Here is a 24,625-nt window from a genome sequence, read left to right as displayed (position 1 = left end):
AAACCCGCCAGGGATGGCTTGCAAAAACAAAGGTCAGATCAAGGCCTTGCCGTGGCGCACGAACGTCGGCTGAACCACTCGGACCGGGTACCACTTGCCGCGAATCTCCACCTCGGCACGGTCGCCAGTCGCCATCGGTACGCGCGCCAGCGCAATCGACTTGCTTAGCGTAGGAGAGAAACTACCACTGGTGATCTCTCCTTCGCCAACTTCCGCTATTCGGACGACCTGATGGGCGCGAAGAACACCACGTTCTTCCAGCACCAGCCCCACCAGCCTCGATTCCACGCCTTTGGCCTTTTCCGCCTCAAGCGCCTTGCGGCCGATGAACTCACGGTCCTCGGGCGTCCACGCCACGGTCCAGGCCATGTTGGAGATCAGCGGTGAAACCTGTTCGTCGATTTCCTGACCGTAAAGGTTCATACCGGCTTCAAGGCGCAATGTGTCGCGGGCGCCGAGGCCGATCGGCGAGATGCCGGCGCCGACCATGTCGTTGAAGAAGCTGCAGGCCTGATCGCTCGGCAGGATGATTTCCAGTCCGTCTTCGCCGGTGTAGCCGGTGCGCGCGATGAACCAGTCGCCTTGCTGGCGACCTTCAAATGGCTTGAGGGTGTGGATAAGTTCGGCGCGGGCCTGGGTCACCAGTTCGGCGATCTTGTGCCGTGCGTGGGGGCCTTGAATGGCCAGCATCGCAAGTTCCGAACGGTGGGTCAGTTGCACATCGAAGCCGGCCAGATGAGCGTTCATCCAGGCCATGTCCTTGGCACCGGTGGCGGCGTTGACCACCAGACGATAACCGTCTTCGGTCAGGTAGACGATCATGTCGTCGACAATACCGCCGCGGGTGTCGAGCATGGCGCTGTAGAGGGCGCGTCCCGGGCTTTGCAATCTGCCGACGTCGTTAGCCAGCAGATGTTGCAGCCAGGGCTTGGCGCCACTGCCCGACACATCGATGACATGCATGTGCGACACATCGAAAATCCCGCAATCGCGGCGCACCTGATGGTGTTCCTCGACCTGCGAGCCGTAGTGCAACGGCATATCCCAACCACCAAAATCGACCAGCTTCGCGCCGAGCGCGAGGTGCAAGTCGAATAGGGGCGTACGCTGTCCCATGGGGTTCCTCCTTCCGGGCTTGGCGAAGACGCAATCGGTCAGAACGCAGGCAAGTCCCCCGTGACTTGGGGTATGAAACCTTTGCGAACTTGCAGAATTGTCTGACAGACCACGTCGATTGCGGCGCATTGTAGCCGCAAGGCTGTGACCCCGCACCTAGCCGATGGGTCTGGCCGAACGTCTGATTAGGCCAATTACCGGTAGTAAACCGACCAGGACCAACGTAAGCGCCGGCAAAGCGGCACGCGCCCACTCGCCTTCGCTGGTCATTTCGAAAATCCGCACCGCCAGTGTGTCCCAGCCAAACGGGCGCATCAGCAGGGTGGCGGGCATTTCCTTGAGCACATCGACGAACACCAGCAGCGCAGCGCTCAGGGTCCCCGGCACCAGCAGCGGCAGATAAATTTTGAAAAACAAACGTGGCCCACTGACACCAAGGCTGCGGGCAGCTTCCGGCAATGACGGGCGAATGCGCGCCAGGCTGCTTTCCAGCGGCCCGTAGGCCACGGCAATGAAGCGCACCAGATACGCCAGCACCAGGGCGGCAAGGCTGCCCAGCAGCAGCGGTTTGCCCGCCCCGCCCAGCCAGGTGGAAAGGGGCACCACCAGTTCACGATCCAGGTAACTGAACGCGAGCATGATCGACACCGCCAGCACCGAGCCCGGCAACGCGTACCCGATATTGGCCAGGCTCACGCCCGAGCGGATGGCGCGGGTCGGTGCCAGGCGACGGGCGAACGCCAGGATCATCGCCACGCTCACGGTCACCAGCGCCGCGATCCCTCCAAGATACAGGGTGTGAACAATCAACCCGGTGTAGCGTTCATCCAGGTCGAACCGCCCGCGCTGCCAGACCCAGACGATCAACTGCAGCAGCGGCACCACGAATGCGCAGGCGAACACCAGGCCACACCAGCCACTGGCCGCCAGCGCCTTGATGCCCTTCAGGTGATACAGCGCCTTGACCCTGGGTCGCTCGTTACTCGGCCGGCTGGCGCCCCGCGCCCGTTGCTCGCCGTACAGCACCAGCATCACCGCGAGCAGCAGCAGGCTCGCCAGTTGCGCCGCGCTCGACAGGCTGAAGAAGCCGTACCAGGTCTTGTAGATCGCGGTGGTGAAGGTGTCGAAGTTGAACACCGAGACCGCGCCGAAGTCGGCCAGGGTTTCCATCAACGCCAGTGCCACACCGGCGCCAATCGCAGGCCGCGCCATGGGCAATGCCACTCGCCAGAACGCCTGCCAGGGCGATTGCCCGAGAATTCGCGCCGCCTCCATCAAGCCCTTGCCCTGGGCGAGAAACGCGGTGCGCGCCAGCAGGTAGACGTAGGGATAGAACACCAGCACCAGAACGATGATCACGCCCCCGGTCGAACGCACCCGTGGCAGGCGCAGACCGCTGCCGAACCACTCGCGCATCAGGGTTTGCACCGGGCCTGCGAAGTCCAGCAGGCCAACAAAGACGAAGGCCAGCACGTAGGCAGGAATGGCAAAGGGCAGCATCAGCGCCCAGTCGAGCCAGCGCCTGCCGGGAAACTCGCACAGGGCCGTCAGCCAGGCGAGGCTGACGCCCAACAGCGTGACGCCCACGCCCACGCCCAGCACCAGTGTCAGGGTATTGCCCAACAGGCGCGGCATCTGGGTTTCCCACAGATGGAACCAGATTTCGTGATCGATGGTCTGCCAGGAGAACAGCAACACGCTCAGCGGCAGAAGCACCAGTGCGGCGATGGTGAAGACCAGGGGGTACCAGCGACGCTGGGCGGGATGGGCCAAGGGGAATATCTCAGATTTACCAGGACCTTTAGGAGCGCGCTTGCCCGCGACTGCGGTGTGTCATCTGAAGATGTAACGTCAGACACTCCGCCGTCGCGGGCAAGCGCGCTCCTACAGGCGTGTTCGTTAATTCCAGCCAGCGCGATCCATCATGCGGATTGCTTCGGCCTGGCGGCGGCCGGCGACTTCCACGGGGATGGTGTCGGCCTTGAACGACCCCCAGCTCGCGACCTCTTCCGATGGCGCGACGTTCGGGTTGGCCGGGAATTCCTGGTTGGTGCCGGAGAAAATGGTTTGTGCCTCAGGCCCGGTCATCCACTCCACCAGTGCCTTGGCGGCCTCCGGGTGCGGTGCGTATTTGGTCAGGCCGATGCCCGAGAGGTTCACGTGCACGCCACGGTCCGACTGGTTCGGCCAGAACAGACGCACGGCCAGGTCCGGGTTCTGCTTGTGCAGGCGGCCATAGTAGTAGGTGTTGACCACGCCGACGTCGCACTGCCCGGCGTTGATCGCCTCAAGCACGGCGATGTCATCGGAAAATACGTCGGTGGACAGGTTGTTGACCCAACCCTTGAGGATCTTCTCCGAAGCCTCGGCGCCGTGGGTTTCGATCAGCGTGGCGGTCAGCGACTGGTTGTAGACCTTCTTGGCGGTGCGCAGGCACAGGCGGCCTTCCCACTGTTTGTCAGCCAGAGCTTCGTAGGTGGTCAGCTCTTCAGGTTTGACCCGGTCCGTGGAGTAGGCAATGGTCCGCGCGCGCAGGCTCAGGCCGGTCCAACTGTGAGTGGAGGAGCGATATTGCGGCGGGATGTTGCTGTCGATCACAGGCGAGGTGAACGGCTGCAGGATGCCCATCTGTTCGGCCTGCCAGAGGTTGCCGGCATCAACGGTGAGCAGCAGGTCGGCGGTCGCGTTCTGCCCTTCGGCCTTGATGCGCTGCATCAGCGGCGCTTCCTTGTCGGTGATGAACTTCACCTTCACGCCGGTCTTGGCGGTGTAGGCGTCGAATACGGGTTTGATCAGTTCATCGATACGGGAGGAATACACCACCACTTCGTCGGCAGCCTGGGCGGTATTGCCGAGCACGGCCAATGCCAGGGCAGCCAGAAGTCGCTTGCTCGCCTGCATGCTGAGGTCTCGTCTTTGCGGAATGAGGCGAAATGGTAGTGAATCTCATCAACGAAATCCGTGCGGAGCCGTTACGAGATGTTGCAAACCCTCAGATCTTGGCCAACTCCGGCAAATCCCCGGTCAAACCCAACGCCTGACGAACAAACATCGCCTTGGCCTCGGCCGACTGGTCCACCATTTTCAACCCGGTGTTACGCAGCCAGCGAACCGGCAGCGGATCGGCCTGGAACAGTCGCTCGAAGCCTTCCATCGCAGCCATCAGCGCCAGGTTGTGCGGCATGCGGCGGCGTTCGTAGCGGCTCAACACCTTCTGATCGGCCAGGCGCTCGCCTCGCTCGGCGGCGTTGTGCAGCACTTCGGCCAGCACCGCAGCATCCAGGAAACCCAGGTTCACGCCCTGCCCCGCCAGCGGGTGGATGGTGTGCGCGGCATCACCGATCAGCGCCAGCCCTTCGGCCACATAGCGTTTGGCATGTCGCTGACGCAACGGCACACACACTCGCGGATCGGCTGAAACGACCTGTCCCAAAGTCCCCTCGAATGCCCTCTCCAGTTCCCGGCAGAAAGTGTCCTCATCCAAGGCCATCAAGCGTTCGGATTCAGCCGGGGTCACCGACCAGACAATCGAACACCAATGCTCGCCGTCACGCTCCAGCGGCAGGAATGCCAGCGGACCTTCATCGGTAAAGCGCTGCCAGGCAGTGCTGCGGTGGGATTGTGCCGTGCGAACGCTGGTCACGATGGCGTGGTGCATGTAGTCCCATTCGCGGGTCGCGGTGCCGGTCATGCGTCGCACGGTCGAATTGGCGCCGTCGGCCGCCACCACCAGCGGCGCGCGCAAGGTGCGGCCATCGGCCAGGGTCAGCAGCCAGTCATCGCCGGAGCGGCGCATCTGCTCCAGCCTTGCGTTGGCCAACAGGCCGATGTCGCAATCGTGCAGACGCTCGATCAAGGCATCCTGGACCACGCGGTTTTCCACGATATGCCCCAGCACCTGGGCGTGCACGCTGGACGCCGAGAAGTGCACCTTGCCCGTGCCGCTGCCGTCCCACACGTGCATTTCGCCGTACGGGCTGGCGCGTCGCGAGACGATGCCGTCCCAGACATTCAGCCGTTCAAGGATGCGCTGGCTGGCCGCCGACAAAGCACTGACCCGCGGCTCGAAAGGCGCGTCCTGGTCGAAGGGTTTGACACTCAACGGGCTGCCGTCGACCACCAGAATGTTCAACCCGCTGTTCTGCAGGGCCAGCGCAAGCGCGCTCCCGACCATTCCAGCCCCGACAATCAGCAGATCTGCGCGCGTTTCCATGCTTTAAATCGTTCTCGTGTGTGGCGTACGTGGCATAGCCCGGCAATGAAAAATAGACTCAGACATCCGCCCGCGTCCCCAGCCCCATGGCCTGGCGGGCGAACCAGCTCTTGGCCGACGGCAGCAAGTCCAGGCCAAGCAGGCCGATATTGCGGCCAGCGGTAATCACCGGTTGGCGGCTGCCGAACAGGCGGGTGACCTGATCGGAGAAACCGACGGTGAGTTTCTGGTCCATGAACTGACGGTCGCGATAAGCCTGCAGGGTCGCCAGATCGCCGGGCGGCGCGTCGCTGGCGAGCAGCGCTTCGGCCAGCGACGCCGCATCGCGCAGTGACAGGTTGAAACCCTGCCCGGCAATCGGGTGCAGGCTATGAGCCGCGTTGCCGAGCACGACCAGATTGGAGCGCACCTGTTCCTGCGCCTGAATCAGCGACAGCGGGTAGGTATGACGCACACCCACCTGTTTCAGCGCACCCAGGCGATAGCCGAAGATGCCCTGTAATTCGTTGAGAAAACTGCGGTCATCCAGTGACATCAGCCGTTGCACATCATTGCCGGTGCGGGTCCAGACCAGCGCGCAGCGGTTCTCCGGCAGGGGCAGCAATGCCATCGGGCCTTCATCGGTGAAGCGCTCGAACGCCTGTCCGCAATGGGCCTCGCCGGGGGTGATGTTGGCGATCAACGCACTCTGGTCATAGGGCGTGCTGTCGACCGCGATGCCCAGTTGCTCGCGCAGGCTGGAACGGCCACCGTCGGCCAGCACCGCCAGGTCGCATTCGATCTGGGTTTCGTCGTTCAAGGTCAGGCGATAGCCATCGGGCAGCGCCTGCATCTGTTTCACTTCCGCCGGCACGCGCCAACTGACCACATCCTTGTCCAAACCTTGCCACAGGCATTGGCCCAGCCAGGCGTTTTCGACCACATAGCCCAGTGCTGGCACACCTTCTTCCATCGAAGACAACCGTGCCGCGCCGAAGCGGCCTTTGTCGGACACCTGAATCTGCAGGATCGGCTCGGCGCGACGGCTGATCTGCTGCCACAGGCCGAGCCGGTCGTAGATCTGCCGCGCGCCAAAAGACAGCGCAGAGGAACGCGCGTCGTAGCTCGGCTGATAACTGTCGCCGGGAGCGAAAGGCTCGATCATCACGATCTTCCAGCCCCGCGCCTTGGCACCTGCCTGCAACGCCAACGCCAGGCTGGCGCCAACCAGGCCGCCGCCGACGATGGCCAGATTGAAGCGGCTCATGCGACTTCCACCCGCGCAGCAGCCATCAGTTCCTCGATCTCGGCCACCGTCTTGGGCACACCGCCGGTCAGGATTTCACAGCCTTTTTTGGTCACCACGACATCGTCCTCGATTCGTACACCAATCCCGCGCCATTTCTTTGCGACGTTCTGGTTGTCCGGCGCCACGTAAATGCCAGGCTCGACCGTCAACGCCATGCCGACTTCCAGCACACGCCACTCGCCGCCGACCTTGTACTCGCCGACATCATGCACGTCCATACCCAGCCAGTGCCCGGCGCGATGCATATAGAAAGCTTTGTACGCTTCGCTGGCGATCAGTTCATCGACCTCGCCCTGTAGCAACCCAAGCTCCACAAGGCCCTGGGTGATGACCTGAACCGTCGCCTCGTGAGCCTGGTTCCAGTGGTTGCCCGGCTTGATCGCTGCGAACGCCGCTTCCTGGGACCTGAGCACCAGCTCGTAGATCGCCTTCTGCTCGGGAGAAAACCTGCCATTGACCGGGAAGGTCCGGGTGATATCGCTGGCGTAACAGTCGATCTCGCAGCCGGCGTCGATCAACACCAGGTCGCCATCCTTGAGCGGTGCGTCATTCTCCTGATAGTGCAGGATGCAGGCGTTGCGGCCCGAAGCGACGATGGAGCCATAGGCCGGCATCTTTGCCCCGCCCTTGCGGAATTCGTAGTCGAGCTCGGCCTCCAGGCTGAACTCGTGAAGGCCCGCACGGCTGGCCTGCATCGCACGCACGTGGGCACGGGCAGAAATCTGCGCGGCCTCACGCATCACCTTCACTTCCGCGGCGGATTTATACAGGCGCATGTCGTGCAGCAGGTGATCCAGCGCAACGAATTCCTTGGGCGGCTGCGCACCCAGGTTCGCCTTGGAGCGAATGACGTTGATCCACTCCATCACATGACGATCGAACTCGGGGTTGCTGCCCATGGACGAATACACCCGGTCGCGGCCTTCGATCAGGCCCGGCAGGATGTCGTCGATGTCGGTGATGGGGAATGCATCGTCGGCGCCGAAATCGCGGATGGCGCCGTCCTGTCCTGCGCGCAAACCGTCCCACAGCTCGCGCTCGGGGTTGCGTTCGCGGCAGAAGAGCACGTACTCGCCGTACTCGCGCCCGGGAATCAGCACGATCACGGCCTCGGGCTCGGGAAAGCCGCTCAGATACTGAAAGTCGCTGTCCTGACGGTACACATGTTCGACATCACGATTGCGAATGGCCACGGCAGCCGCCGGCAGAATGGCGATGCTGTTGGGCTCCATCTGCTCCATCAAGGCTTTGCGGCGACGGGCATATTCGGCTTTCGGGATATGGATCATGGGCAAGTACGGTCCTCCGGATGAGCGCTCCGGCCACTGACGCGCTCAGGCGCCAGCGACCGGTTCGCGGCAGTGGGCAATCAATGCAGGGAAGGTTTGGCTTCAGGTTCCGCTTTCTTGTTGAACTCGGTGAACAGCAGCAGCGGCGCGACGCGCAGGTATTCCATGACTTCCATGAAATCGCTCTCGCCGTCTTCGGACTCTTCCAGGGTGTCCTGGATTTGCGCGATGGCGGCCAGGTCTTGCAGGACGTCGCGGGCGTCTTCGCTCAGCGACTGACCGCCGACACGGGCGAAGCCGTTGAGGAAGCCCTGGCACCACTGGCCCATGGCGGCCGTACGGTCGGACAGGGGTTCGTCGTCGCCGGGAAGCAGCAGCACGACAGCCATGTCATCGCCGGTCAGCTCGCCCTTGACCATCTCCTGCAGGCCGATCAGGGCCTGGCGGACGTTGGCTTCAGGTTCGGTTTCCAGCAGCAGAATCGCATCGGCGATCCACTCCTCGGCATCGAAGCCTGCGCCGGCGCAACTGCGGCCCAGCAACAGGCCGTGCAACTCGGCGGGGGAAACGGGGTGGCCTGCGCTGCTGAGCAGGGTCGCAAAACCGGTATACGGGGAATTCTGTTTAGGCATGGCAACTAGGCGCCAAGCGGCGCAATGTCTAGAATGGAGGCCTTGTATCGTAGCACCGGCAGACGCACCCAAGCTATCCAGGCGAATTTCGAGGCGATCCAGACGCCAGCACCTGCACCACTCATCTGAAAATAATCAGTGGAAAACAATGGAAGACAACGACCTGCATGCGCTGATGGCCCGACTGGAGTTATTGATCAATCGTGTCGAGCAACTAAAAAGTCAAAACGGACTCTTATTAGCTCAGGAAAAATCCTGGCGCGAGGAACGCGCTCACCTCATTGAAAAGAACGAAATCGCCCGGCAAAAGGTCGAGTCCATGATTTCGCGCCTCAAGGCCCTGGAGCAAGACTCATGAGTAATGGCAACAGCATCACCGTTCAAATTCTCGACAAAGAGTATTCGATCATCTGCCCTCAGGAGGAGCGCACCAACCTGGTCAGCGCCGCCCGCTACCTGGATGGCAAGATGCGCGAGATCCGCAGCAGCGGCAAAGTGATCGGCGCCGACCGCATTGCCGTGATGGCCGCCCTGAACATTACTCATGACCTGTTGCACAAACAGGAACTGCCGCAGACCCAGGCCAACGGCTCGACTCGCGAGCAGGTTCGCGACCTTCTCGAGCGTGTGGACCTGGTCCTTGCCACGGATTCGGATAAAGCACAAGGCTGATTGTTCGGACATGATTGGGTATACTTGCGACCGCTCCCTGGAGTGCTTGCCAGTCGGTCATGTCCCTGAGCCGATACGCACAACCACGGGGGTTGCACGTTGGGGTTGGTGTGCATGTCCGCTCGACGGAAAGCCTTAAAACCTCCTGCAATCTCCACCTTGAACTTTCGGGTTCAAGGGCTACACCGACAGCGGTTCGTCGGGGAGTCTCGAATTCTCTATCCATTGCCAGGCGCCCTGTCTGGCAATGGAGATCGTGATCGCACGGTCACTCCTTCAAATCGCACGGACCCGCCTGCATGACCTCTTCTGGCGCAGCCTCCCTGAACGATTCGTCCACCCTCTCCCGCCCTCAGTTACGCCGCGTTCTACGCAAGGCCCGCCGCGCGCTCAACCGCGCAGAACAGCGACGAGCGGCACAGGGCTTGTACCGGCAACTGGCGCAAAACCCGCTTTTTCGACGTTCCCGGCATGTTTCGCTGTACCTTCCGATGGACGGTGAAATCGACCCGCGCCTGCTGCTGCGTGAAGCACAACGGCGCGGCAAGGCGACCTATCTTCCGGTGCTCAGCGCCTGGCCACGGACCAAGATGGTGTTTCAGCGTGTGAGGCCCGGGGATAAGTTTCGTCCCAATCGGTTTCGCATTCCCGAGCCGCACATCAACCCGCGCCAGCAGCGCAAGATCTGGGCGCTGGACCTGATCTTGATGCCATTGGTGGGTTTTGATGACCAGGGCGGTCGGCTGGGCATGGGCGGTGGATTCTACGACCGCAGCCTGGCGTATCAGGCACGCCGCAAGGCCTGGCAGAAGCCAGTGCTGCTGGGCATGGCCCATGAGTGTCAGAAAGTCGGAAAGCTGGCGGTTGCCAGTTGGGATGTACCGCTACAAGGAACGGTATCGGACAAGCGCTGGTATATGGCGTGACAGCTTGTCGGAGCGCGCTTGCCCGCGATTGCGATGTGTCAGGTATGGATTTGTCACCGACACACCGCCGTCGCGGGCAAGCGCGCTCCTACAAGCGGTGTATCCGGGGGAACTAGCGGCGATACGGCTGCTGTTGCTGGGTGATTTCAACCGGTGCGTCGGTCTTGGCCGACCAGAGACTTTGCGCGTAACCGGTGGTGACAATGCCCAAGCCGAACAAAATGACCAAAATCCATAGTAAATCCGGCTTGCGTTGCATTGATTGCCCCCCTTTGGCAAATCAAAACCCGGCATCCACTGCCTCTGAAAATAGGGCCGCGTAGCGGTGTAGCGCTTGAAGTGGCGGCATTCTCCAACAACGTGACCCAACACGCAAATACTGGCGTCAACCGACTGTCGGTTTGTCACGAAAGCGTCGGACAACCTGTCCAGACCCCATTCAGGAGCTTCAAAAATGGCCTATTGGCTGATGAAATCCGAGCCTGACGAGCTGTCCATCGCAGGCCTGAAAAAACTGGGCGAGGCCCGCTGGGATGGGGTTCGGAACTACCAGGCACGCAACTTCCTGCGCGCCATGGCGGTGGGCGACGAATTCTTCTTCTATCATTCGAGCTGCCCTGAACCGGGCATCGCGGGTATCGGCAAAATCGTCGAAGCCGCGTATCCCGACCCCACGGCGCTGGACAACACCAGCCACTACTTCGACGCCAAGGCCAGCCAGGACAAAAACCCCTGGAGCGCAATCAACGTCGCCTTCGTCGAGATTTTCCCCAAGGTGCTGGGCCTGGGCTACCTCAAACAACAGGCCGCCCTTGAGCAAATGCCCTTGGTGCAAAAAGGCAGCCGGCTGTCGGTCATGCCTGTCACGCCGGAAGAATGGGCTGCGGTGCTGGCCTTGCGCTGAAAAAATTCAACCGCCAACGACATCGCCCCGTAGCAGTCCGGCTTGCCGGCGTCGACGGTCCTTTGATCGCTGACGCCGGCAAGCCGGACTGCTACGGGAAGTTCACTGCATCACTGCGCGATGAAGTTGTTGAACAACAGATCATCCACCACAGGCTTGCCAGTCTCCTGGCTCAACACCTGCTGGGTCTGCTTCAGGGCTTCCTGACGCAGCTTTTCCTTGGCATCGACGTTGCTCATGGACTCGATCGTCTGCTGGGTGAACAGCGCCACCAACTGATTCCGAATCAGCGGCTCATTGGCCTTCACCAGCTTCTGCGCCTCGGCGCCGGTCACGCGCAAGGCCACGTCAGCCTTGTACACGTGCAGCTTCGGCCCGCCATCGAGCGCATAGTTGCCCACGAACGGCGGGGTCAGGGCCACATAGGAAACCTTGTTCGGGTCATCTTTCTCGCCACCCTCTTCGTTGGCCATTGCCACAACAGGCATCGACAACGTCAACAGCATCAGAATCCACGCTTTCGCTTTCAAAATCCCACTCCTCTAATCCGGTGCGCCATAGCTTACAGGGCTCTGCGGCTTATGTAGGTCTATCAGGCCGGGTCATGCTCATTGACCCCAAAACCCCTCTACCTACACTTATCGGCCATCACTGGAAAAGGAATAGCCCCGATGAAAGCCGTGCTCTGCAAAGCCTTCGGTCCCGCCGCAAATCTGGTGCTGGAAGACGTCGCCACCCCGGAACCGAAAAAGAACGAAATTCTGCTCGACGTGCACGCCGCCGGGGTCAACTTCCCCGACACCCTCATCATCGAAGACAAATACCAGTTCAAGCCGCCCTTCCCCTTTTCCCCCGGCGGCGAAGCCTCGGGCGTGGTGAGCGCGGTGGGTGAAAAAGTCAGCCACCTCAAGGTCGGCGACCGGGTCATGGCCCTCACCGGCTGGGGCAGCTTCGCCGAACAGATCGCCGTGGCCGGGTACAACGTCCTGCCCATCCCCGAAGCAATGGACTACACCACCGCCGCCGCATTCAGCATGACCTACGGCACCTCCATGCACGCCCTCAAACAGCGCGCCCAGTTGCAACCCGGCGAAACACTCCTGGTGCTCGGCGCCTCGGGCGGCGTGGGCCTGGCCGCCGTGGAAATCGGCAAAGCCATGGGCGCCCGCGTCATCGCCGCCGCCAGCAGCGCCGACAAACTGGAAGTCGCCAGAAACGCCGGCGCCGACGAACTCATCAACTACAGCGAAAGCAGCCTCAAGGACGAACTCAAGCGCCTCACCAACGGCAACGGCGTCGACGTCATCTACGACCCCGTCGGCGGCGACCTCTTCGACCAGGCCGTGCGCGCCCTCGCCTGGAACGGCCGCCTGCTCGTCGTCGGCTTCGCCAGCGGCCGCATCCCGGAACTGCCCGTCAACCTCGCGCTGTTGAAAGGCGCCTCGGTCGTCGGCGTCTTCTGGGGCTCCTTCGCCCAGCGCCAACCACAGGACAACGCGGCGAACTTCCAGCAACTGTTCAAATGGTACGGCGAAGGGAAATTGAAACCGTTGGTGTCGAAGGTTTATCCGCTGGAGCGGGCGGGGGAAGCGATTGATTCGTTGGGGCAGAGGAAGGCGGTTGGGAAGGTGGTGGTTGGGGTGAGGTGAAGTCATTACTCATCTGCAAAGCGCCTGCCGCAACGGCGGGCGTTCCTTTGAGGTTCTCTTGCCCTAGAGCCCATCCTTCAATAACTGTACAAGAGTCGCGACGCCCCTAGCACAAATTAAAATCAAAAAGTAATAATTATCTATACAACCTTTATATCACAAACATAGTTACTTCAACGCCATACAGCTAACAAGGAGAAACTGTATGGCCGAAAAAAATATTATCGTAAATCGCGGCATACCTCTGGACTCAGGGAACGGCCCTGGATTCCATTCTGATGTGCCTTACGGCTATGGGCTTGGCAGCAGGGGCGAGATCTTAAATCAGGACTTCGATGGAAGTGACACCATTGCTGCCTGGCTTCAGACGATGTGGGCAGAGGAAGCAGCTGCTGCTGCCCGTGAGGCAGAAGCTGCATCGATTATTGCTGCCGAAGTTGCGCGCAGAGATGCAGAAGCGGCTGATCGCGCAGCTGACCAGAGAGCACGCGAGCTTGCTCAAGCTCAGGCAGACTCCTCTGCTCGCCAGTCGGCGGAGGATCAGGCTAGAGACGAGGCTAACAAACTTGCTCAGCGGCTTATGGCGGAAGCCAACTTAACTGCGCAAAAAGCCGCACTAGAAAGTGAGAGGAGGAATGCGGAAGACTATATAAAACATGCATCCGATGCCGGGCGGCTCTGGTCGACAATCGCGAGCCCCAATACGGTCTCTACTGGCCATCCAAAAGGATTGGAAAGGGCAACCGAGATCGCGAAAAAACTTCTGATTCGTAAAGCAGCCGCAACTCTGGGGAGGCAGCTGCCCTTACTGGCGGCGCTTTACCCGTCAGATCTTGCCCCGAGCGAACTAGCTCCTGCAATTTTCACAACGCCAGCTTCCGAACTGGGAGTCAGTGAAACCGATCTTGGATTTGTTGCGGGCAACAAAGGGACGACCGCTGTAACTCACCGGTTGATGCCTAGTGCCGACGCATCAGATAGTCGTGTGGAATGGAGAGAGGTAGACGGCGTAGCTGTCGGATCTCAAGTTCGGGTAAGACCAGCTGTCTATGATCCCGTTACAAACACTTATAACTTTACGCGAGATGGTGAATCCACACCAACGCTGACATGGACGCCACAGCAACTCCCAGACGCCAGCTCCACGAGTCTGCCTTCCGCCCCACAGAGCAGCCCTCTTTACACTGGGGGCGATAGTACGCCTGCGCGCCCTCAACATAACATCCATCCCGAACACACTGTAGAACCAGACGACTACATAGTCCCATTACCCGCAGAATTAGGACTCGGCAGCGCGTATATTTACTTCAAAAACCCGAGGCAGATCGCGGGCGTTGCAAGTGGGTATGGATCTCCTGTACAGGGAACCTGGCTCGGTGATAAAACCAGAACAACTGGAGCACCCGTCCCTGCTCAAATTGCCAACCAGTTACGTGGTCAGAGGTTTAAAAATTTTGATAGATTCCGTGAAGCATTCTGGGAGGCCGTCGCTGCGGACGCACAACTGGGGCCTCAGTTGAGCAGTGCAAATCTGTCGCAGGCAAAACGCGGGAAGGCACCATACCCACAAAAAAATGATCAGGTCGGCGGCCGAGATAAATTCGAGATCCATCATGTGGACGAGGTTGCCAAAGGAGGGGCAGTATACGATATGGACAATATGGTTATCATGACCCCAGCGCAGCACATTGAATATCACAAAGGTGAATAACATGATTTTCAAAGAAAAACTTGAGGACTACACAGAGGCGGAATTTTTAGAATTCCTTCAAAACATCTTCAGCCCACATGAAAATCTCCCAGCTGATGAGTTTGATGCCTTCGTTAGGGCGCACGTAAAACATTTCGAAAAAATTTCAGGGCATCCTAATCAATCCGACGTGATTTTCTATCCAAAGCCGGGACAGGATGATAGTCCACAAGGAGTTCTTGAAGAGGTCAAGAATTGGCGGGCGGCTAACGGGATGCCGGGATTTAAGTCAGAACATGACTGAGCCAGACTACTAGAACATACCAATCCAAAACACGGATGTAATACATATGCACGACATTAATCTTCAGCTCAACCAACTGCCATACGCCATCCGAGCCGAACTGACGGCACACGTAGGCGATACGTCAGGATTCACAGCTATTCAACGCGTCGCCCACCACCGGGCAGTGGCAAACAATCTGATCGCATATAAACGCTCTCTCTATGAACCTCTCGCCCCAGGTGATGAAATGGCGGGCGTTATCGCCGACATGCTGCAGGGGACAGATCTCTCGTTTATCACCGGGCCGGCGCATCAACCTTTTCCGCGATGGGCGACACACGAGATCATCAAGTATCTGCAGGTGTTCGTAAATAATCTCGCTCCAGTGCAAACCAGACTTGAGCAGGAAGCTCATCAGCGCGCCGTTCAAGCTGCACAGGAGGCTGCCCGAATAGCCGCACAGCGTCAGGCCGAAGAGGCAGAGCGGCGTCGAATTCAGGAAGAGGCGGCGCGCCTGCAGGCCCAGCGAGAGGCTGAAGCCGCTGCACGTCTCGCAGCCGAACAGGCTGCTCGCCTGCTTGCCACACAACAGGCCGAAGCCGCGGCGCGGGCACTTGCCCAGCGCAAAGCCGAAGAAGCCGCGCTTGAAGAAGCACGCATGGCTCTTGCGCTCGCGGAGGCATCAATGCCGCAACCGGCAACTCCTGCCGAGGCAAACGATGGCAACACTGAGCAGTCAGCGGAGCACCGCCCTGCACGTGAAATCTTCTTCATTCCCGGCCCAGCCGCCATGGCGGAAATCGACCGCGCAACGCTGGCTCTCAAGCACAGCATTGACGCAGCCGTGGCTCAGTACGCTTCAGCCATCGGTCCGTATCTGAATACATCACCTGCGCTGGCAGCCACTGCACGCTAACCCAAAGCAGACGGGGTAACCGCAAGCAAAGGAGCGCAGATTCAACATCTGTGCTCTTTTGCACCGGTCACTCGCCGAAACCTACAACCGCGCCCTGATCCGCTCTGGCAACAAATCCAGATACTTGAGCTCCGGGCGCTCCCGACACGCACTCAGTATCCCCGGGATCGCGCTTACAAACTGCTCATCGATTTCCCTGTCAGCTGCAAACGACAACTTCTCGTTATGAGCCTTGCGCGCCAGCAACTGTCGGGTGTGGCGAAACGTGGGGATTTCCACCGCGTACTCATCGGGGATCTTCTGCTTGAGGTAGTCGGCCTCTTTGTTGATCCTGGCGCAGCTCAACGACCGCACACGGCTGCGCATGCGCGCCATCAGTTCACGGCTGTCGCCCTTGGCCGCGAAATACACATCGGTCTGCACCCGAATCGTTGCCGGGCTGCTGGCATCGACCGTCCACGGCTTGAGCCGCCAGCGGGAAACGGTGCGAATCGCCGACTCGGCAAATTCGCGGTAGGAGCTTTGCAGCACTTCAATGTCGGTGATCGAACCATCGTGGTGGGCGGAAAACTCCACGCGCACCACACCGGATACTCCCGCACGATAAAGGCTTGCTGGATAAACAGCATGAGGCTGCTTTTCGTATTCCAGTTTCATTTCCTCAGCCTGAGCCAGGGCGCTCAGGCCAAGCGCGATACACAAGACCAGTCCCTTCACGATTCCTGCCTCCTTTCCCACGAAATCACCATACGCAAGCGCTGCTCCAGCCGCTCCTGATCGAACAGGTAATGGACCGACTCACCTATCACCGCCGGCATCTCATCCGTGACGTCCCAAGGCTTGAAGCGCCAGCGTCTGATGGCAGAAACAACGGCGTTTGCCGCCTTCCGGTCGGTTTGTTCCACAACCCTGATGCCGCTCACCGAGCCGTCGTGGTGGATGTCGTAATCCACCCGCGCACTGGAAAACAACTTGCCGCCACGCAGCGAGGACGGGTACGCGGGGGATACATATCGATCGAACTCGGGATGGGACGTATCGCTGGCGTACGCGCCACCCAGCAGCAGCGCGCTAAGCCCGACGATCCCTGAAATCCTCCATAGCAACTTCACCTTCACCTCCACTCCAGACGCCCTGCGGCAGATGGCGGCGATGGTATGGCGGAGTGATGGCGCAAGTAAGGGAACGATTCCTGTTCTCAAGTAGGACAAATCTGAAAGACGAAATCCAGAGATACACATTCGCGTCATGTTCGTAATCCAACACGGCAAATCGCCGGAATCCGGAACGTTCAGCGATGAGAAACCTTCCTATTTTCTGTAATGAAAATGTAATATTCGGATTCGCATAACAAAACAAAAGCCACTGGAGTGTTCGATGTTTGCCCTTTTCCGCCCTGCCGCGCATCAGGCCCCGCTGCCTGCCGAGCGCGTCGATAGCACGTACCGTCGTCTGCGCTGGCAGATTTTCGCAGGCATCTTCTTTGGCTATGCGGGGTACTACCTGCTACGCAAGAACTTCTCGCTGGCCATGCCCTACCTGATCGATCAGGGCTACACCCGGGGTGAGCTGGGGGTGGCGATTTCGGCGATCGCGATTGCCTATGGCCTGTCGAAATTCCTGATGGGGCTGGTGTCGGACCGCTCCAATCCGCGTTACTTCCTGCCGTTTGGCCTGCTGGTTTCTGCGGCGGTGATGTTCGTGTTCGGTTTCGCGCCTTGGGCGACGTCGAGCGTGACGATCATGTTCATCCTGCTGTTCATCAACGGCTGGGCGCAGGGCATGGGCTGGCCGCCGAGCGGGCGGACGATGGTGCACTGGTGGTCGCAGAAGGAGCGCGGCGGCGTGGTTTCGGTGTGGAACGTGGCGCATAACGTCGGTGGCGGCCTGATCGGTCCGCTGTTCCTGCTGGGCCTGGGCTGGACCAACGACTGGCACGCCGCATTCTATGTACCGGCTGCGGTGGCGCTGTTCGTGGCGTTGTTCGCTTTCGCTACCATGCGCGACACCCCGCAATCAGTGGGCTTGCCGCCGGTGGAGCAGTACAAGAACGACTTCCCGGAAGGCTACGATGCGAGCCACGAGGAGGAGTTCAGCGCCAAGGAAATCTTCGTCAAGTATGTGCTGCGCAACAAGATGCTCTGGTACATCGCGCTGGCCAACGTGTTCGTCTACCTGCTGCGCTATGGCGTGCTGGACTGGGCGCCGACCTACCTCAAGGAAGCCAAGCATTTTGATGTCGACAAGACGTCCTGGGCCTACTTCTTCTACGAATGGGCCGGCATTCCGGGGACGCTGCTGTGCGGCTGGATGTCGGACAAGATCTTCCGTGGCAACCGTGGCCTGACCGGAATCGTGTTCATGTTGCTGGTGACAGTGGCGACCCTGGTGTACTGGCTCAATCCGGCCGGTAACCCGACCATCGACATGATCGCGCTGGTTTCCATCGGCTTCCTGATCTATGGCCCGGTGATGCTGATCGGTCTGCAGGCCCTTGAACTGGCACCGAAGAAGGCGGCAGGAACTGCGGCAGGGTTCACCGGCCTGTTCGGCTATCTGGGCGGCTCGGTCGCGGCCAGTGCGCTGATGGGCTACACCGTGGACCATTTCGGCTGGGATGGCGGCTTCGTGATACTGATTGCTGCGTGCGTGTTGTCGATCGTGTTCATGGCACCGACCCTGCGTCACACGCGGGTGGCGAGCCAGTCGCGGGAAGCCGTGGCTTAAGGCCGCTGGGCTTGATATAGCAGCACGGTCGGGCGGCGATCCGATGCCGGCGATAGTGATGCAACGGACGCCACCGCCGGCAAGCCGTGCTGCTACGGGGCATGAAGACCACCTCATAAGACCCACCTGTGGGAGCGGGCTCGCCCGCGAAGGCGGTGGGTCAGTCACCATCGAGTCATCATGGCTGACACATTCGCGGGCAAGCCCGCTCCCACAGACTGTCTTGGCGCAGGAATTACGGGTAGTTCCGTGACTCGACCGTTGAGAGCGCTGATGAACACCGATCCTTCATACCAATCTCCTTAAACCGCCAACAAAACCGGCCTGCACCGCTTGAAGCGCTCTTCCAGGCTCACGTCCGGCATGGCGTGGGTGCGTAGGGCGTGGATGGTTTGTTCGACGTATTCCCAGGTGGTGCCGTAGCGGCCGGCGGCGTTGGCCAGGACCTGGGTCAGGATGCTGTCGGGCAGGTTGCCGGCGTAGCTGGGCAGGTGGCGTTCGAGCACGAAGCCCAGGGCCTGGACCTTGGTGCCGTCTTCGAGGCGGCAACTCAGCCAGTGCGGGCGATAGGAGGGATACGGCATCTCCCGCTCCCACAGCGCCAGCAGGGACTGCTCGATGTTTTCTTCGGGCAGCCGATAGGCGAAACCACTGCACGAGCCGCCGCGATCCAGACCGAAGACCAGGCCGGGTTGCTCGGGTGTGCCGCGATGTTCGTGGGACCAGAGATACAGGCCGCGATGGTAGCCATGCACCCGACCGCGCTGACGCTCCACGGCGGAGCACTCGGGGCGCCAGATCAGTGACCCATAGGCGAACAGCCAGATGGGGCCGCCTTCGTGACGGGACAGGGTGGCGTGCATGGAGGCCAGGAGTTGCTCGTGGGTCAGTTTGGGGCCAAGGTCGATAACAGGTGGATAACTCAGCCCCAGACCCTCATGGACGGCTGCCACCAAGCTATTGATTTGATTCACCCTCTGGCTCCTCGCTGGCCAACTCAAGGCCAGTGTAATGCTAAACGCCTGCACACGCGCTGAACGCAGCGTTCGCAACTGCATGACTATCAGACTCAACCCTGACGCAATCCGTCACGCCAGAAAAGCCGAATCAACCCGATCAGAGATGCAATTCGCACTCCAGCCGCCGCGCCGCCCGGCAGGATGCGGCCTGCAGCCTGGCGACCATTTGTCGGTCGGCAGATTAGGACGTTTCCTACGCAACCATCGGAAACTTCAACTTACGCGCCAAATGGGGCTTACGTATAAATCCGCGCGTTCGCGCCCAGTGCGCGCTGGCGATTAACGGAACGACACGTGAATACATTCAGTAGAGTCCTGCCACTGCTGCTGGGCAGCGCCATATGGCTCAGCCCGGCCCATGCCGATCACGACGACAGGGGCTTCTGGCAACTGCAGACCAGCGTCTATACCCGACACTTCTCGCCCTCCCCTGAGCACACCAACCGGCAAAACCTGATCGGCGTGGAGCGCAATGAAGAGTCGGGATGGCTGTATGGCGCCGCAACCTTTCGTAACTCGTTCGGCCAGCGGTCGGTCTATGCCTATGGCGGCAAACGCTTCGACAGCACTGACCATCCGTTCTATGCCAAGCTCAGCGGGGGGCTGTTGCATGGCTACAAGGGCAAATACCGCGACAAGATCCCGCTGAACCGGTTTGGAGTCGCCCCGGCGCTTATTCCGGCCGTCGGCATCAGCATCAAGCCGGTCACCGCAGAACTGGTGCTGCTGGGCAGTTCCGCTGCGATGGCCAACGTCGGCTTGAGGTTCTAGCGGGCGCCTCAGGACCGGGGCGCGTAGGCGAACACATCGGCGCGCATCTGCTGCGCGTCCATGCCGGCAACCACGAGGGCGTCGAGCGTCGAGTAGACCATGGCCGGCGATCCGCTGGCATAGACCTGGATGGATTTGAGATCCGGGAAGTCCTCGCAGACCGCCTCGTGCAGCATGCCGCAGCGCCCTTCCCAACCGCAGAGGTCGCTGACCACCTGATGCAGGTAGAGGTTGTCGAGGGTTTTCCACTCGTCCCAGTGCTTGAGCTCGTAGAAATCCTCGGGGCGACGCACGCCCCAGTACACGTGGACCGGATACGGGAAGCCCTTGGAACGGCAGTGCTCGATCAGGCTGTGCATCTGGCCCATGCCGGTGCCCGCCGCGATCAACACCAGCGGACCGTCAGGCAGTTCGCCCAGGTGGGTGTCGCCAAACGGCAACTCCACCCGCGCCATGCCGTCACGCTGTAACTGTTTGATCAGATTTTGCGCGCTGGCTTCGCGGGCCAGTACATGCAGCTCCAGGTCGCGCCCGCTTTCCGGGGCGGAAGCCATGGAGAACGCGGACTTCTCGCCGTCGTCGCGGGCAATCATCAGGTATTGCCCGGCGTGATAGCGCGGCGGCTTGCCGGCCGGGGCGCGCAGCATCACCCGCCACACATCGCCGCCGACTTCGACGCATTCGGTAACCTGGCAGGCGAACTTGCGCACCGGCAGCTCGCCCAGTGGCAGGACGCTGTCCCACACCACGACGCAATCTTCCTGCGGCACTGCCAGACAGGTGTAGATCTCGCCGTGGCCATGCAGCTCGCCCGCCTGTACGACACTGCCTTCAACCAGCAACGCCGAGCAGATGTGGCAATTGCCGTTGCGGCAGCTCTGTGGACATTCATAACCCAGGCGCTGGGCTGCATCGAGGATCCGCTCGCCGGGCAATGTCTCAAGTACTGCGCCCGACGGCTGCAAGGTTACACGCATCAATCTATTCCCAGCTGATTCCAGAGTTCGTCGATACGACGCGTGACGGCTTCATCCTTGACGATGGCTCGGCCCCATTCGCGGGTGGTTTCACCCGGCCATTTATGGGTCGCATCCAGGCCCATCTTCGAGCCAAGGCCCGAGATCGGCGAGGCGAAGTCCAGGTAGTCGATCGGCGTATTGTCGATCATCACCGTGTCGCGCTTGGGGTCCATGCGCGTGGTGATTGCCCAGATGACGTCGTTCCAGTCCCGCGCGTTGATATCGTCGTCGGTGACAATAACGAACTTGGTGTACATGAACTGTCGCAAAAACGACCAGACACCCAGCATCACGCGCTTGGCGTGGCCCGGGTACTGTTTTTTCATGGTCACGACGGCCATGCGGTACGAGCAGCCTTCTGGCGGCAGGTAGAAGTCGGTGATCTCCGGGAACTGCTTCTGCAGGATCGGTACGAATACCTCGTTCAGCGCCACGCCCAGAATCGCCGGCTCATCCGGCGGACGTCCGGTGTAGGTGCTGTGGTAAATCGGCTTGATGCGGTGGGTGATGCGCTCGACGGTGAACACCGGGAAGCGGTCGACCTCATTGTAATAGCCGGTGTGGTCGCCGTACGGCCCCTCATCGGCCATTTCGCCGGGGTGAATCACGCCTTCGAGCACGATCTCGGCGCTGGACGGCACTTGCAGGTCATTGCCACGGCACTTGATGAGCTCGGTGCGATTGCCACGCAACAGGCCGGCGAAGGCGTACTCCGAAAGGCTGTCGGGAACTGGCGTCACGGCGCCGAGAATCGTCGCCGGGTCTGCGCCCAGCGCCACGGACACCGGGAATGGCTGGCCAGGGTGCTTGTCGCACCATTCCTTGAAATCCAGTGCGCCGCCGCGATGGCTGAGCCAGCGCATGATGACCTTGTTGCGGCCGATCACCTGCTGGCGATAGATGCCCAGGTTCTGGCGCTCTTTGTTCGGACCCTTGGTGACGGTCAGGCCCCAGGTGATCAGCGGGCCGACGTCGCCGGGCCAGCAGGTCTGTACCGGGAGCATGCCCAGGTCGACGTCATCGCCTTCGATGACCACTTCCTGACACGGGGCGTCCTTGACGACCTTGGGCGCCATGGAGATGACCTTCTTGAAGATCGGCAGCTTCGACCAGGCGTCTTTCAGGCCCTTGGGCGGCTCGGGCTCCTTGAGGAAGGCCAGCAGCTTGCCGATTTCCCGCAGCTCGTCGGTGGACTCGGCGCCCATGCCCATGGCCACGCGTTCGGGCGTGCCGAACAGGTTGCCGAGCACCGGGATATCAAAGCCGGTCGGGTTCTCGAAGAGCAAGGCCGGGCCCTTGTTGCGCAGGGTCCGGTCGCAGACTTCGGTCATCTCAAGCACCGGAGAAATGGGTACCTGGATGCGTTTCAACTCTCCGCGCTGCTCAAGCTGCTGCACGAAATCCCGTAGATCCTTGAATTTCATTAACCCGGCCACTTAACAAATAGATGCACATCCTACCTGCTCTGGCGGCCGACAGCAGCCACCTGGCGTGCATTCATCCGCCTTTGGACAGGTTTTCACCGAGGAAAATGGGCGCCAGCAGGGAGGTCATGCGCTCCCCGCCCTGATCGGAGAGGTGATTTTCATCCATGTACTGGGAATAGCCGTCGAATTCGGCGCGGCAGATGCCACCCGGACACATCAAAGTCGCGGGGTCCAGCACGCGGACCTGGGCATCTTCCCTGCTCAACTGGCTGAACAACGCATCGAGAAACTGCTGACGCGCCTCATGCTCGGCGATCGGACGCCCCAGGCGCTCGGCCGAACGCCCGACCATGGCGAGGCTGGCCAGCCGCGCCACGGTGCCCTGACGTTGCAGCGGCACTTCCTTGAAGATCCACACCCGCGCGCCGGTCTCGCGCACGCTGTGCACCATGGCGCTCAGATCCTTGGCCACCTGTTGCTCGGCAATGCGACGGCTGTCATTGCGGTACAGCACGTGCTGCATGTCGCCATCCTCCTCGCCATAGAGGTAGAGGCTCCAGCGCGCGGCCAGCACCACGTCGCGAATCTTGTTTTCGCGAATCGATTGCAGGGTCACCTGATTGAAATCCTGGCATTGCTGACGAGTTTCGTGCCCCTGTATCGGCAGGCAACCGGACAGGCTCGCCAGCCACACCGGCGTTTCATAGCGCCGGGCGTCAGCGGCGATGGCCGGCATCAGCGCGGCGGCGTGGCTGTCTCCCCACACCAGTTGCACGGGGGGCGCATTACCGTCATCGGCAAAGCGGCAGACCTTGGTCAGGTCTTCACTTTTGCGCTGCAGCAGGCACTCTTTCTGCCCCAGTTGCCAGTTCCGGCTCTGGGCATACTGCTGCGCCTGACCAGAGAGGCGTTGCGGCATGCCGTCGGCGTCGCGTACTACCTGCCCCGCCGCGCCGATGACCAACAGCGCCGCAAGGCCCGCGCCCAGCACCTGCTTGCGCCCGGCCAGAATCCGCTTTTCGCGGAATGGCAATTCGACCAGCCGCCAGCTCAAAAACGCCAGCACCAGGCTGAGCACGACCCAGCCACCGGCCTCCAGCGCCTGCATGCCATCGACAGAAACGGCGTTGGCGTAGACGAAAACCGGCCAGTGCCACAAGTACCAGGAATAGGAAATCAGGCCGACGCCCACCATCACCGGCAGGCTCAACAGCCGCCCCACAAGCGTAGGTGCGTGGCCGTTGGCCCAGATCATCGCCGTGGCGCCGAGCACCGGAAGCAACGCCGCCCAGCCTGGGAACTGCGTGTACTTGTCGAAACCGAAAATCGCGTACAGCACCGCCGCAAGCCCGGCCAGGCTTACCCACTGACAGGTCTTGGCCGATGGCGCGTGTCGAGGCGCGGGCAACACCGCGAGCATTGCACCGCACAGCAATTCCCAGGCGCGCATCGGCAGCAGGAAAAACGCCGCATCAGGCTGGCGTTTGATGACCCAGACGTTGAGCGCAAACGACACCAGCAGAAGACCGAACAGCATCCAGCGCCAATGCCGCAGGAAGCGGGTCAGCAACACCATCAGCAACGGAAACAGGATGTAGTACTGCTCTTCTACCGAGAGCGACCAGGTATGCAGCAGCGGTTTGAAATCGGAGGCGGGGTTGAAGTAGCCGTCTTGGCGCATGAACAGGATGTTGGAGACGAACATCGCCTGATAGCGCACCGCGCGGCCCAGTTGCGAGTAGTCGTTGGCGGGCATCAGCAGCCAGCCGACCAGCAGTGCCGCGAGCATCATCACGCTCAGGGCGGGGATGATCCGGCGCGCCCGACGCGCCCAGAAATCGACAAAGCTGAAGCGTCCGGCGCTGATTTCCCGAAAGATGATCGAGGTAATCAGAAAACCGGAGATGACGAAAAACACATCGACGCCAACAAAGCCGCCGCTGAAGACGCCAAAACCGAAGTGGTAGAGCACTACCGGAATGACAGCCAGAGCCCGCAGCCCGTCGATGTCCCGACGATTGCCAAAGGTATGCATGACGCTCCTTGTCCCGCTTTTTCAAATATTGAAACCAAAAAAATGG

At 60.8% G+C, this 24,625-nt stretch carries 25 protein-coding genes and 1 other RNA gene; 11 read left to right on the top strand and 15 right to left on the bottom strand.

Annotated features, from left to right (window positions below):
• Positions 1–33: 33 nt before the first annotated feature.
• The 7 genes from gcvT to ACIPO9_RS03970 form a co-directional block, all read right to left on the bottom strand.
• A complete protein-coding gene (gcvT, locus tag ACIPO9_RS04000) occupies positions 34–1,116 on the bottom strand; it encodes a glycine cleavage system aminomethyltransferase GcvT (protein ID WP_400778978.1) in 1,083 nt (360 codons plus the stop codon).
• 156 nt (positions 1,117–1,272) lie between these two features.
• Positions 1,273–2,889, bottom strand: a complete 1,617-nt coding sequence (locus ACIPO9_RS03995; RefSeq protein ID WP_400778976.1) for an ABC transporter permease — start codon at positions 2,887–2,889, stop codon at positions 1,273–1,275.
• 126 nt (positions 2,890–3,015) lie between these two features.
• On the bottom strand, positions 3,016–4,017 hold the full coding sequence (locus ACIPO9_RS03990) for an extracellular solute-binding protein (RefSeq protein WP_400778974.1): 1,002 nt from the start codon (positions 4,015–4,017) through the stop codon (positions 3,016–3,018).
• A gap of 91 nt (positions 4,018–4,108) precedes the next feature.
• Positions 4,109–5,329: a 2-octaprenyl-3-methyl-6-methoxy-1,4-benzoquinol hydroxylase gene (locus ACIPO9_RS03985; protein WP_400778972.1), complete on the bottom strand. Its 1,221-nt coding sequence runs from the start codon at positions 5,327–5,329 to the stop codon at positions 4,109–4,111.
• A gap of 58 nt (positions 5,330–5,387) precedes the next feature.
• The gene (gene ubiH / locus ACIPO9_RS03980) at positions 5,388–6,575 is read right to left on the bottom strand and encodes a 2-octaprenyl-6-methoxyphenyl hydroxylase (RefSeq protein WP_274133002.1); all 1,188 of its coding nucleotides are present in this window, start codon (positions 6,573–6,575) and stop codon (positions 5,388–5,390) included.
• Positions 6,572–7,906, bottom strand: a complete 1,335-nt coding sequence (gene pepP, locus ACIPO9_RS03975; RefSeq protein ID WP_400606360.1) for a Xaa-Pro aminopeptidase — start codon at positions 7,904–7,906, stop codon at positions 6,572–6,574. Before pepP ends, ubiH begins: the two co-directional genes overlap by 4 nt.
• Positions 7,907–7,986: 80 nt before the next feature.
• The gene (locus ACIPO9_RS03970; RefSeq protein ID WP_400778971.1) at positions 7,987–8,538 is read right to left on the bottom strand and encodes a YecA family protein; all 552 of its coding nucleotides are present in this window, start codon (positions 8,536–8,538) and stop codon (positions 7,987–7,989) included.
• Between the two features lie 148 nt (positions 8,539–8,686).
• Here ACIPO9_RS03970 and ACIPO9_RS03965 point away from each other — a divergent pair, with 148 nt between their 5' ends.
• The 4 genes from ACIPO9_RS03965 (at position 8,687) to ACIPO9_RS03950 (ending at position 10,136) form a co-directional block, all read left to right on the top strand.
• On the top strand, positions 8,687–8,896 hold the full coding sequence (locus tag ACIPO9_RS03965; protein WP_274133005.1) for a TIGR02449 family protein: 210 nt from the start codon (positions 8,687–8,689) through the stop codon (positions 8,894–8,896).
• Entirely contained in the window at positions 8,893–9,210 is a 318-nt protein-coding gene (locus ACIPO9_RS03960; RefSeq protein WP_274133006.1) for a cell division protein ZapA, read from the top strand. Before ACIPO9_RS03965 ends, ACIPO9_RS03960 begins: the two co-directional genes overlap by 4 nt.
• Before the next feature lie 31 nt (positions 9,211–9,241).
• Positions 9,242–9,420, top strand: a non-coding RNA gene (gene ssrS, locus ACIPO9_RS03955) — 6S RNA.
• An 89-nt stretch (positions 9,421–9,509) separates the two neighbouring features.
• Complete coding sequence (locus tag ACIPO9_RS03950; RefSeq protein ID WP_400606022.1) at positions 9,510–10,136, top strand: 5-formyltetrahydrofolate cyclo-ligase; 627 nt, start codon at positions 9,510–9,512, stop codon at positions 10,134–10,136.
• Positions 10,137–10,248: 112 nt separating this feature from the next.
• On the opposite strand, the gene ACIPO9_RS03945 is transcribed toward ACIPO9_RS03950, so the two are convergent.
• Positions 10,249–10,395 carry a hypothetical protein gene (locus ACIPO9_RS03945; RefSeq protein ID WP_274133007.1) on the bottom strand — a complete coding sequence of 49 codons (147 nt, stop codon included), beginning with the start codon at positions 10,393–10,395 and terminating at the stop codon, positions 10,249–10,251.
• A 195-nt stretch (positions 10,396–10,590) separates the two neighbouring features.
• On the opposite strand from ACIPO9_RS03945, the gene ACIPO9_RS03940 reads away from it, so the two are divergent.
• On the top strand, positions 10,591–11,040 hold the full coding sequence (locus ACIPO9_RS03940) for an EVE domain-containing protein (protein WP_400606024.1): 450 nt from the start codon (positions 10,591–10,593) through the stop codon (positions 11,038–11,040).
• Between the two features lie 110 nt (positions 11,041–11,150).
• On the opposite strand, the gene ACIPO9_RS03935 is transcribed toward ACIPO9_RS03940, so the two are convergent.
• Positions 11,151–11,546, bottom strand: a complete 396-nt coding sequence (locus tag ACIPO9_RS03935; protein ID WP_274133125.1) for a flagellar basal body-associated protein FliL — start codon at positions 11,544–11,546, stop codon at positions 11,151–11,153.
• Positions 11,547–11,711: 165 nt separating this feature from the next.
• Between ACIPO9_RS03935 and ACIPO9_RS03930 the strand changes: the two genes are divergently transcribed.
• The 4 genes from ACIPO9_RS03930 to ACIPO9_RS03915 all read left to right on the top strand — a co-directional run bounded on the left by ACIPO9_RS03930 (position 11,712) and on the right by ACIPO9_RS03915 (position 15,581).
• A complete protein-coding gene (locus ACIPO9_RS03930) occupies positions 11,712–12,689 on the top strand; it encodes an NADPH:quinone oxidoreductase family protein (RefSeq protein ID WP_400778969.1) in 978 nt (325 codons plus the stop codon).
• Between the two features lie 205 nt (positions 12,690–12,894).
• Positions 12,895–14,400 carry an S-type pyocin domain-containing protein gene (locus ACIPO9_RS03925; RefSeq protein ID WP_400778967.1) on the top strand — a complete coding sequence of 502 codons (1,506 nt, stop codon included), beginning with the start codon at positions 12,895–12,897 and terminating at the stop codon, positions 14,398–14,400.
• Position 14,401: 1 nt separating this feature from the next.
• On the top strand, positions 14,402–14,683 hold the full coding sequence (locus tag ACIPO9_RS03920) for a bacteriocin immunity protein (RefSeq protein ID WP_400778965.1): 282 nt from the start codon (positions 14,402–14,404) through the stop codon (positions 14,681–14,683).
• Positions 14,684–14,729: 46 nt separating this feature from the next.
• Positions 14,730–15,581, top strand: coding sequence for a hypothetical protein (locus ACIPO9_RS03915; protein WP_400778963.1), 852 nt, complete (start codon positions 14,730–14,732; stop codon positions 15,579–15,581).
• Positions 15,582–15,662: 81 nt separating this feature from the next.
• Here ACIPO9_RS03915 and ACIPO9_RS03910 read toward each other — a convergent pair whose 3' ends face one another.
• On the bottom strand, positions 15,663–16,298 hold the full coding sequence (locus tag ACIPO9_RS03910; protein ID WP_400778961.1) for an energy transducer TonB: 636 nt from the start codon (positions 16,296–16,298) through the stop codon (positions 15,663–15,665).
• A complete protein-coding gene (locus ACIPO9_RS03905; RefSeq protein ID WP_400778959.1) occupies positions 16,295–16,699 on the bottom strand; it encodes an energy transducer TonB in 405 nt (134 codons plus the stop codon). Before ACIPO9_RS03905 ends, ACIPO9_RS03910 begins: the two co-directional genes overlap by 4 nt.
• A 259-nt stretch (positions 16,700–16,958) precedes the next feature.
• On the opposite strand from ACIPO9_RS03905, the gene glpT reads away from it, so the two are divergent.
• Positions 16,959–18,308, top strand: coding sequence for a glycerol-3-phosphate transporter (gene glpT / locus ACIPO9_RS03900; RefSeq protein ID WP_400778957.1), 1,350 nt, complete (start codon positions 16,959–16,961; stop codon positions 18,306–18,308).
• A gap of 302 nt (positions 18,309–18,610) precedes the next feature.
• Here the strand turns inward: glpT and ACIPO9_RS03895 are convergent, their stop codons facing one another.
• Positions 18,611–19,282, bottom strand: a complete 672-nt coding sequence (locus ACIPO9_RS03895; protein WP_400606038.1) for a gamma-glutamylcyclotransferase — start codon at positions 19,280–19,282, stop codon at positions 18,611–18,613.
• Between the two features lie 360 nt (positions 19,283–19,642).
• Here ACIPO9_RS03895 and ACIPO9_RS03890 point away from each other — a divergent pair, with 360 nt between their 5' ends.
• Positions 19,643–20,098 carry a sn-glycerol-3-phosphate transporter gene (locus tag ACIPO9_RS03890; protein ID WP_274133127.1) on the top strand — a complete coding sequence of 152 codons (456 nt, stop codon included), beginning with the start codon at positions 19,643–19,645 and terminating at the stop codon, positions 20,096–20,098.
• Between the two features lie 8 nt (positions 20,099–20,106).
• On the opposite strand, the gene ACIPO9_RS03885 is transcribed toward ACIPO9_RS03890, so the two are convergent.
• The 3 genes from ACIPO9_RS03885 to ACIPO9_RS03875 all read right to left on the bottom strand — a co-directional run bounded on the left by ACIPO9_RS03885 (position 20,107) and on the right by ACIPO9_RS03875 (position 24,579).
• A complete protein-coding gene (locus ACIPO9_RS03885) occupies positions 20,107–21,075 on the bottom strand; it encodes a CDP-6-deoxy-delta-3,4-glucoseen reductase (RefSeq protein ID WP_400778955.1) in 969 nt (322 codons plus the stop codon).
• A complete protein-coding gene (gene ubiD / locus ACIPO9_RS03880; protein ID WP_274133022.1) occupies positions 21,075–22,541 on the bottom strand; it encodes a 4-hydroxy-3-polyprenylbenzoate decarboxylase in 1,467 nt (488 codons plus the stop codon). The genes ACIPO9_RS03885 and ubiD overlap by 1 nt, the downstream gene beginning before the upstream one ends.
• A gap of 73 nt (positions 22,542–22,614) precedes the next feature.
• A complete protein-coding gene (locus ACIPO9_RS03875) occupies positions 22,615–24,579 on the bottom strand; it encodes an acyltransferase family protein (protein ID WP_400778953.1) in 1,965 nt (654 codons plus the stop codon).
• Between the last annotated feature and the right edge of the window lie 46 nt (positions 24,580–24,625).

It is taken from the genome of Pseudomonas sp. NPDC090203, assembly GCF_044746765.1.
Classification (GTDB): Bacteria; Pseudomonadota; Gammaproteobacteria; order Pseudomonadales; family Pseudomonadaceae; genus Aquipseudomonas; species Aquipseudomonas putida_AD.
The sequence above is the reverse complement of the archived record's forward strand: the minus strand, read 5'-3'. Positions and strand labels throughout refer to the sequence as shown.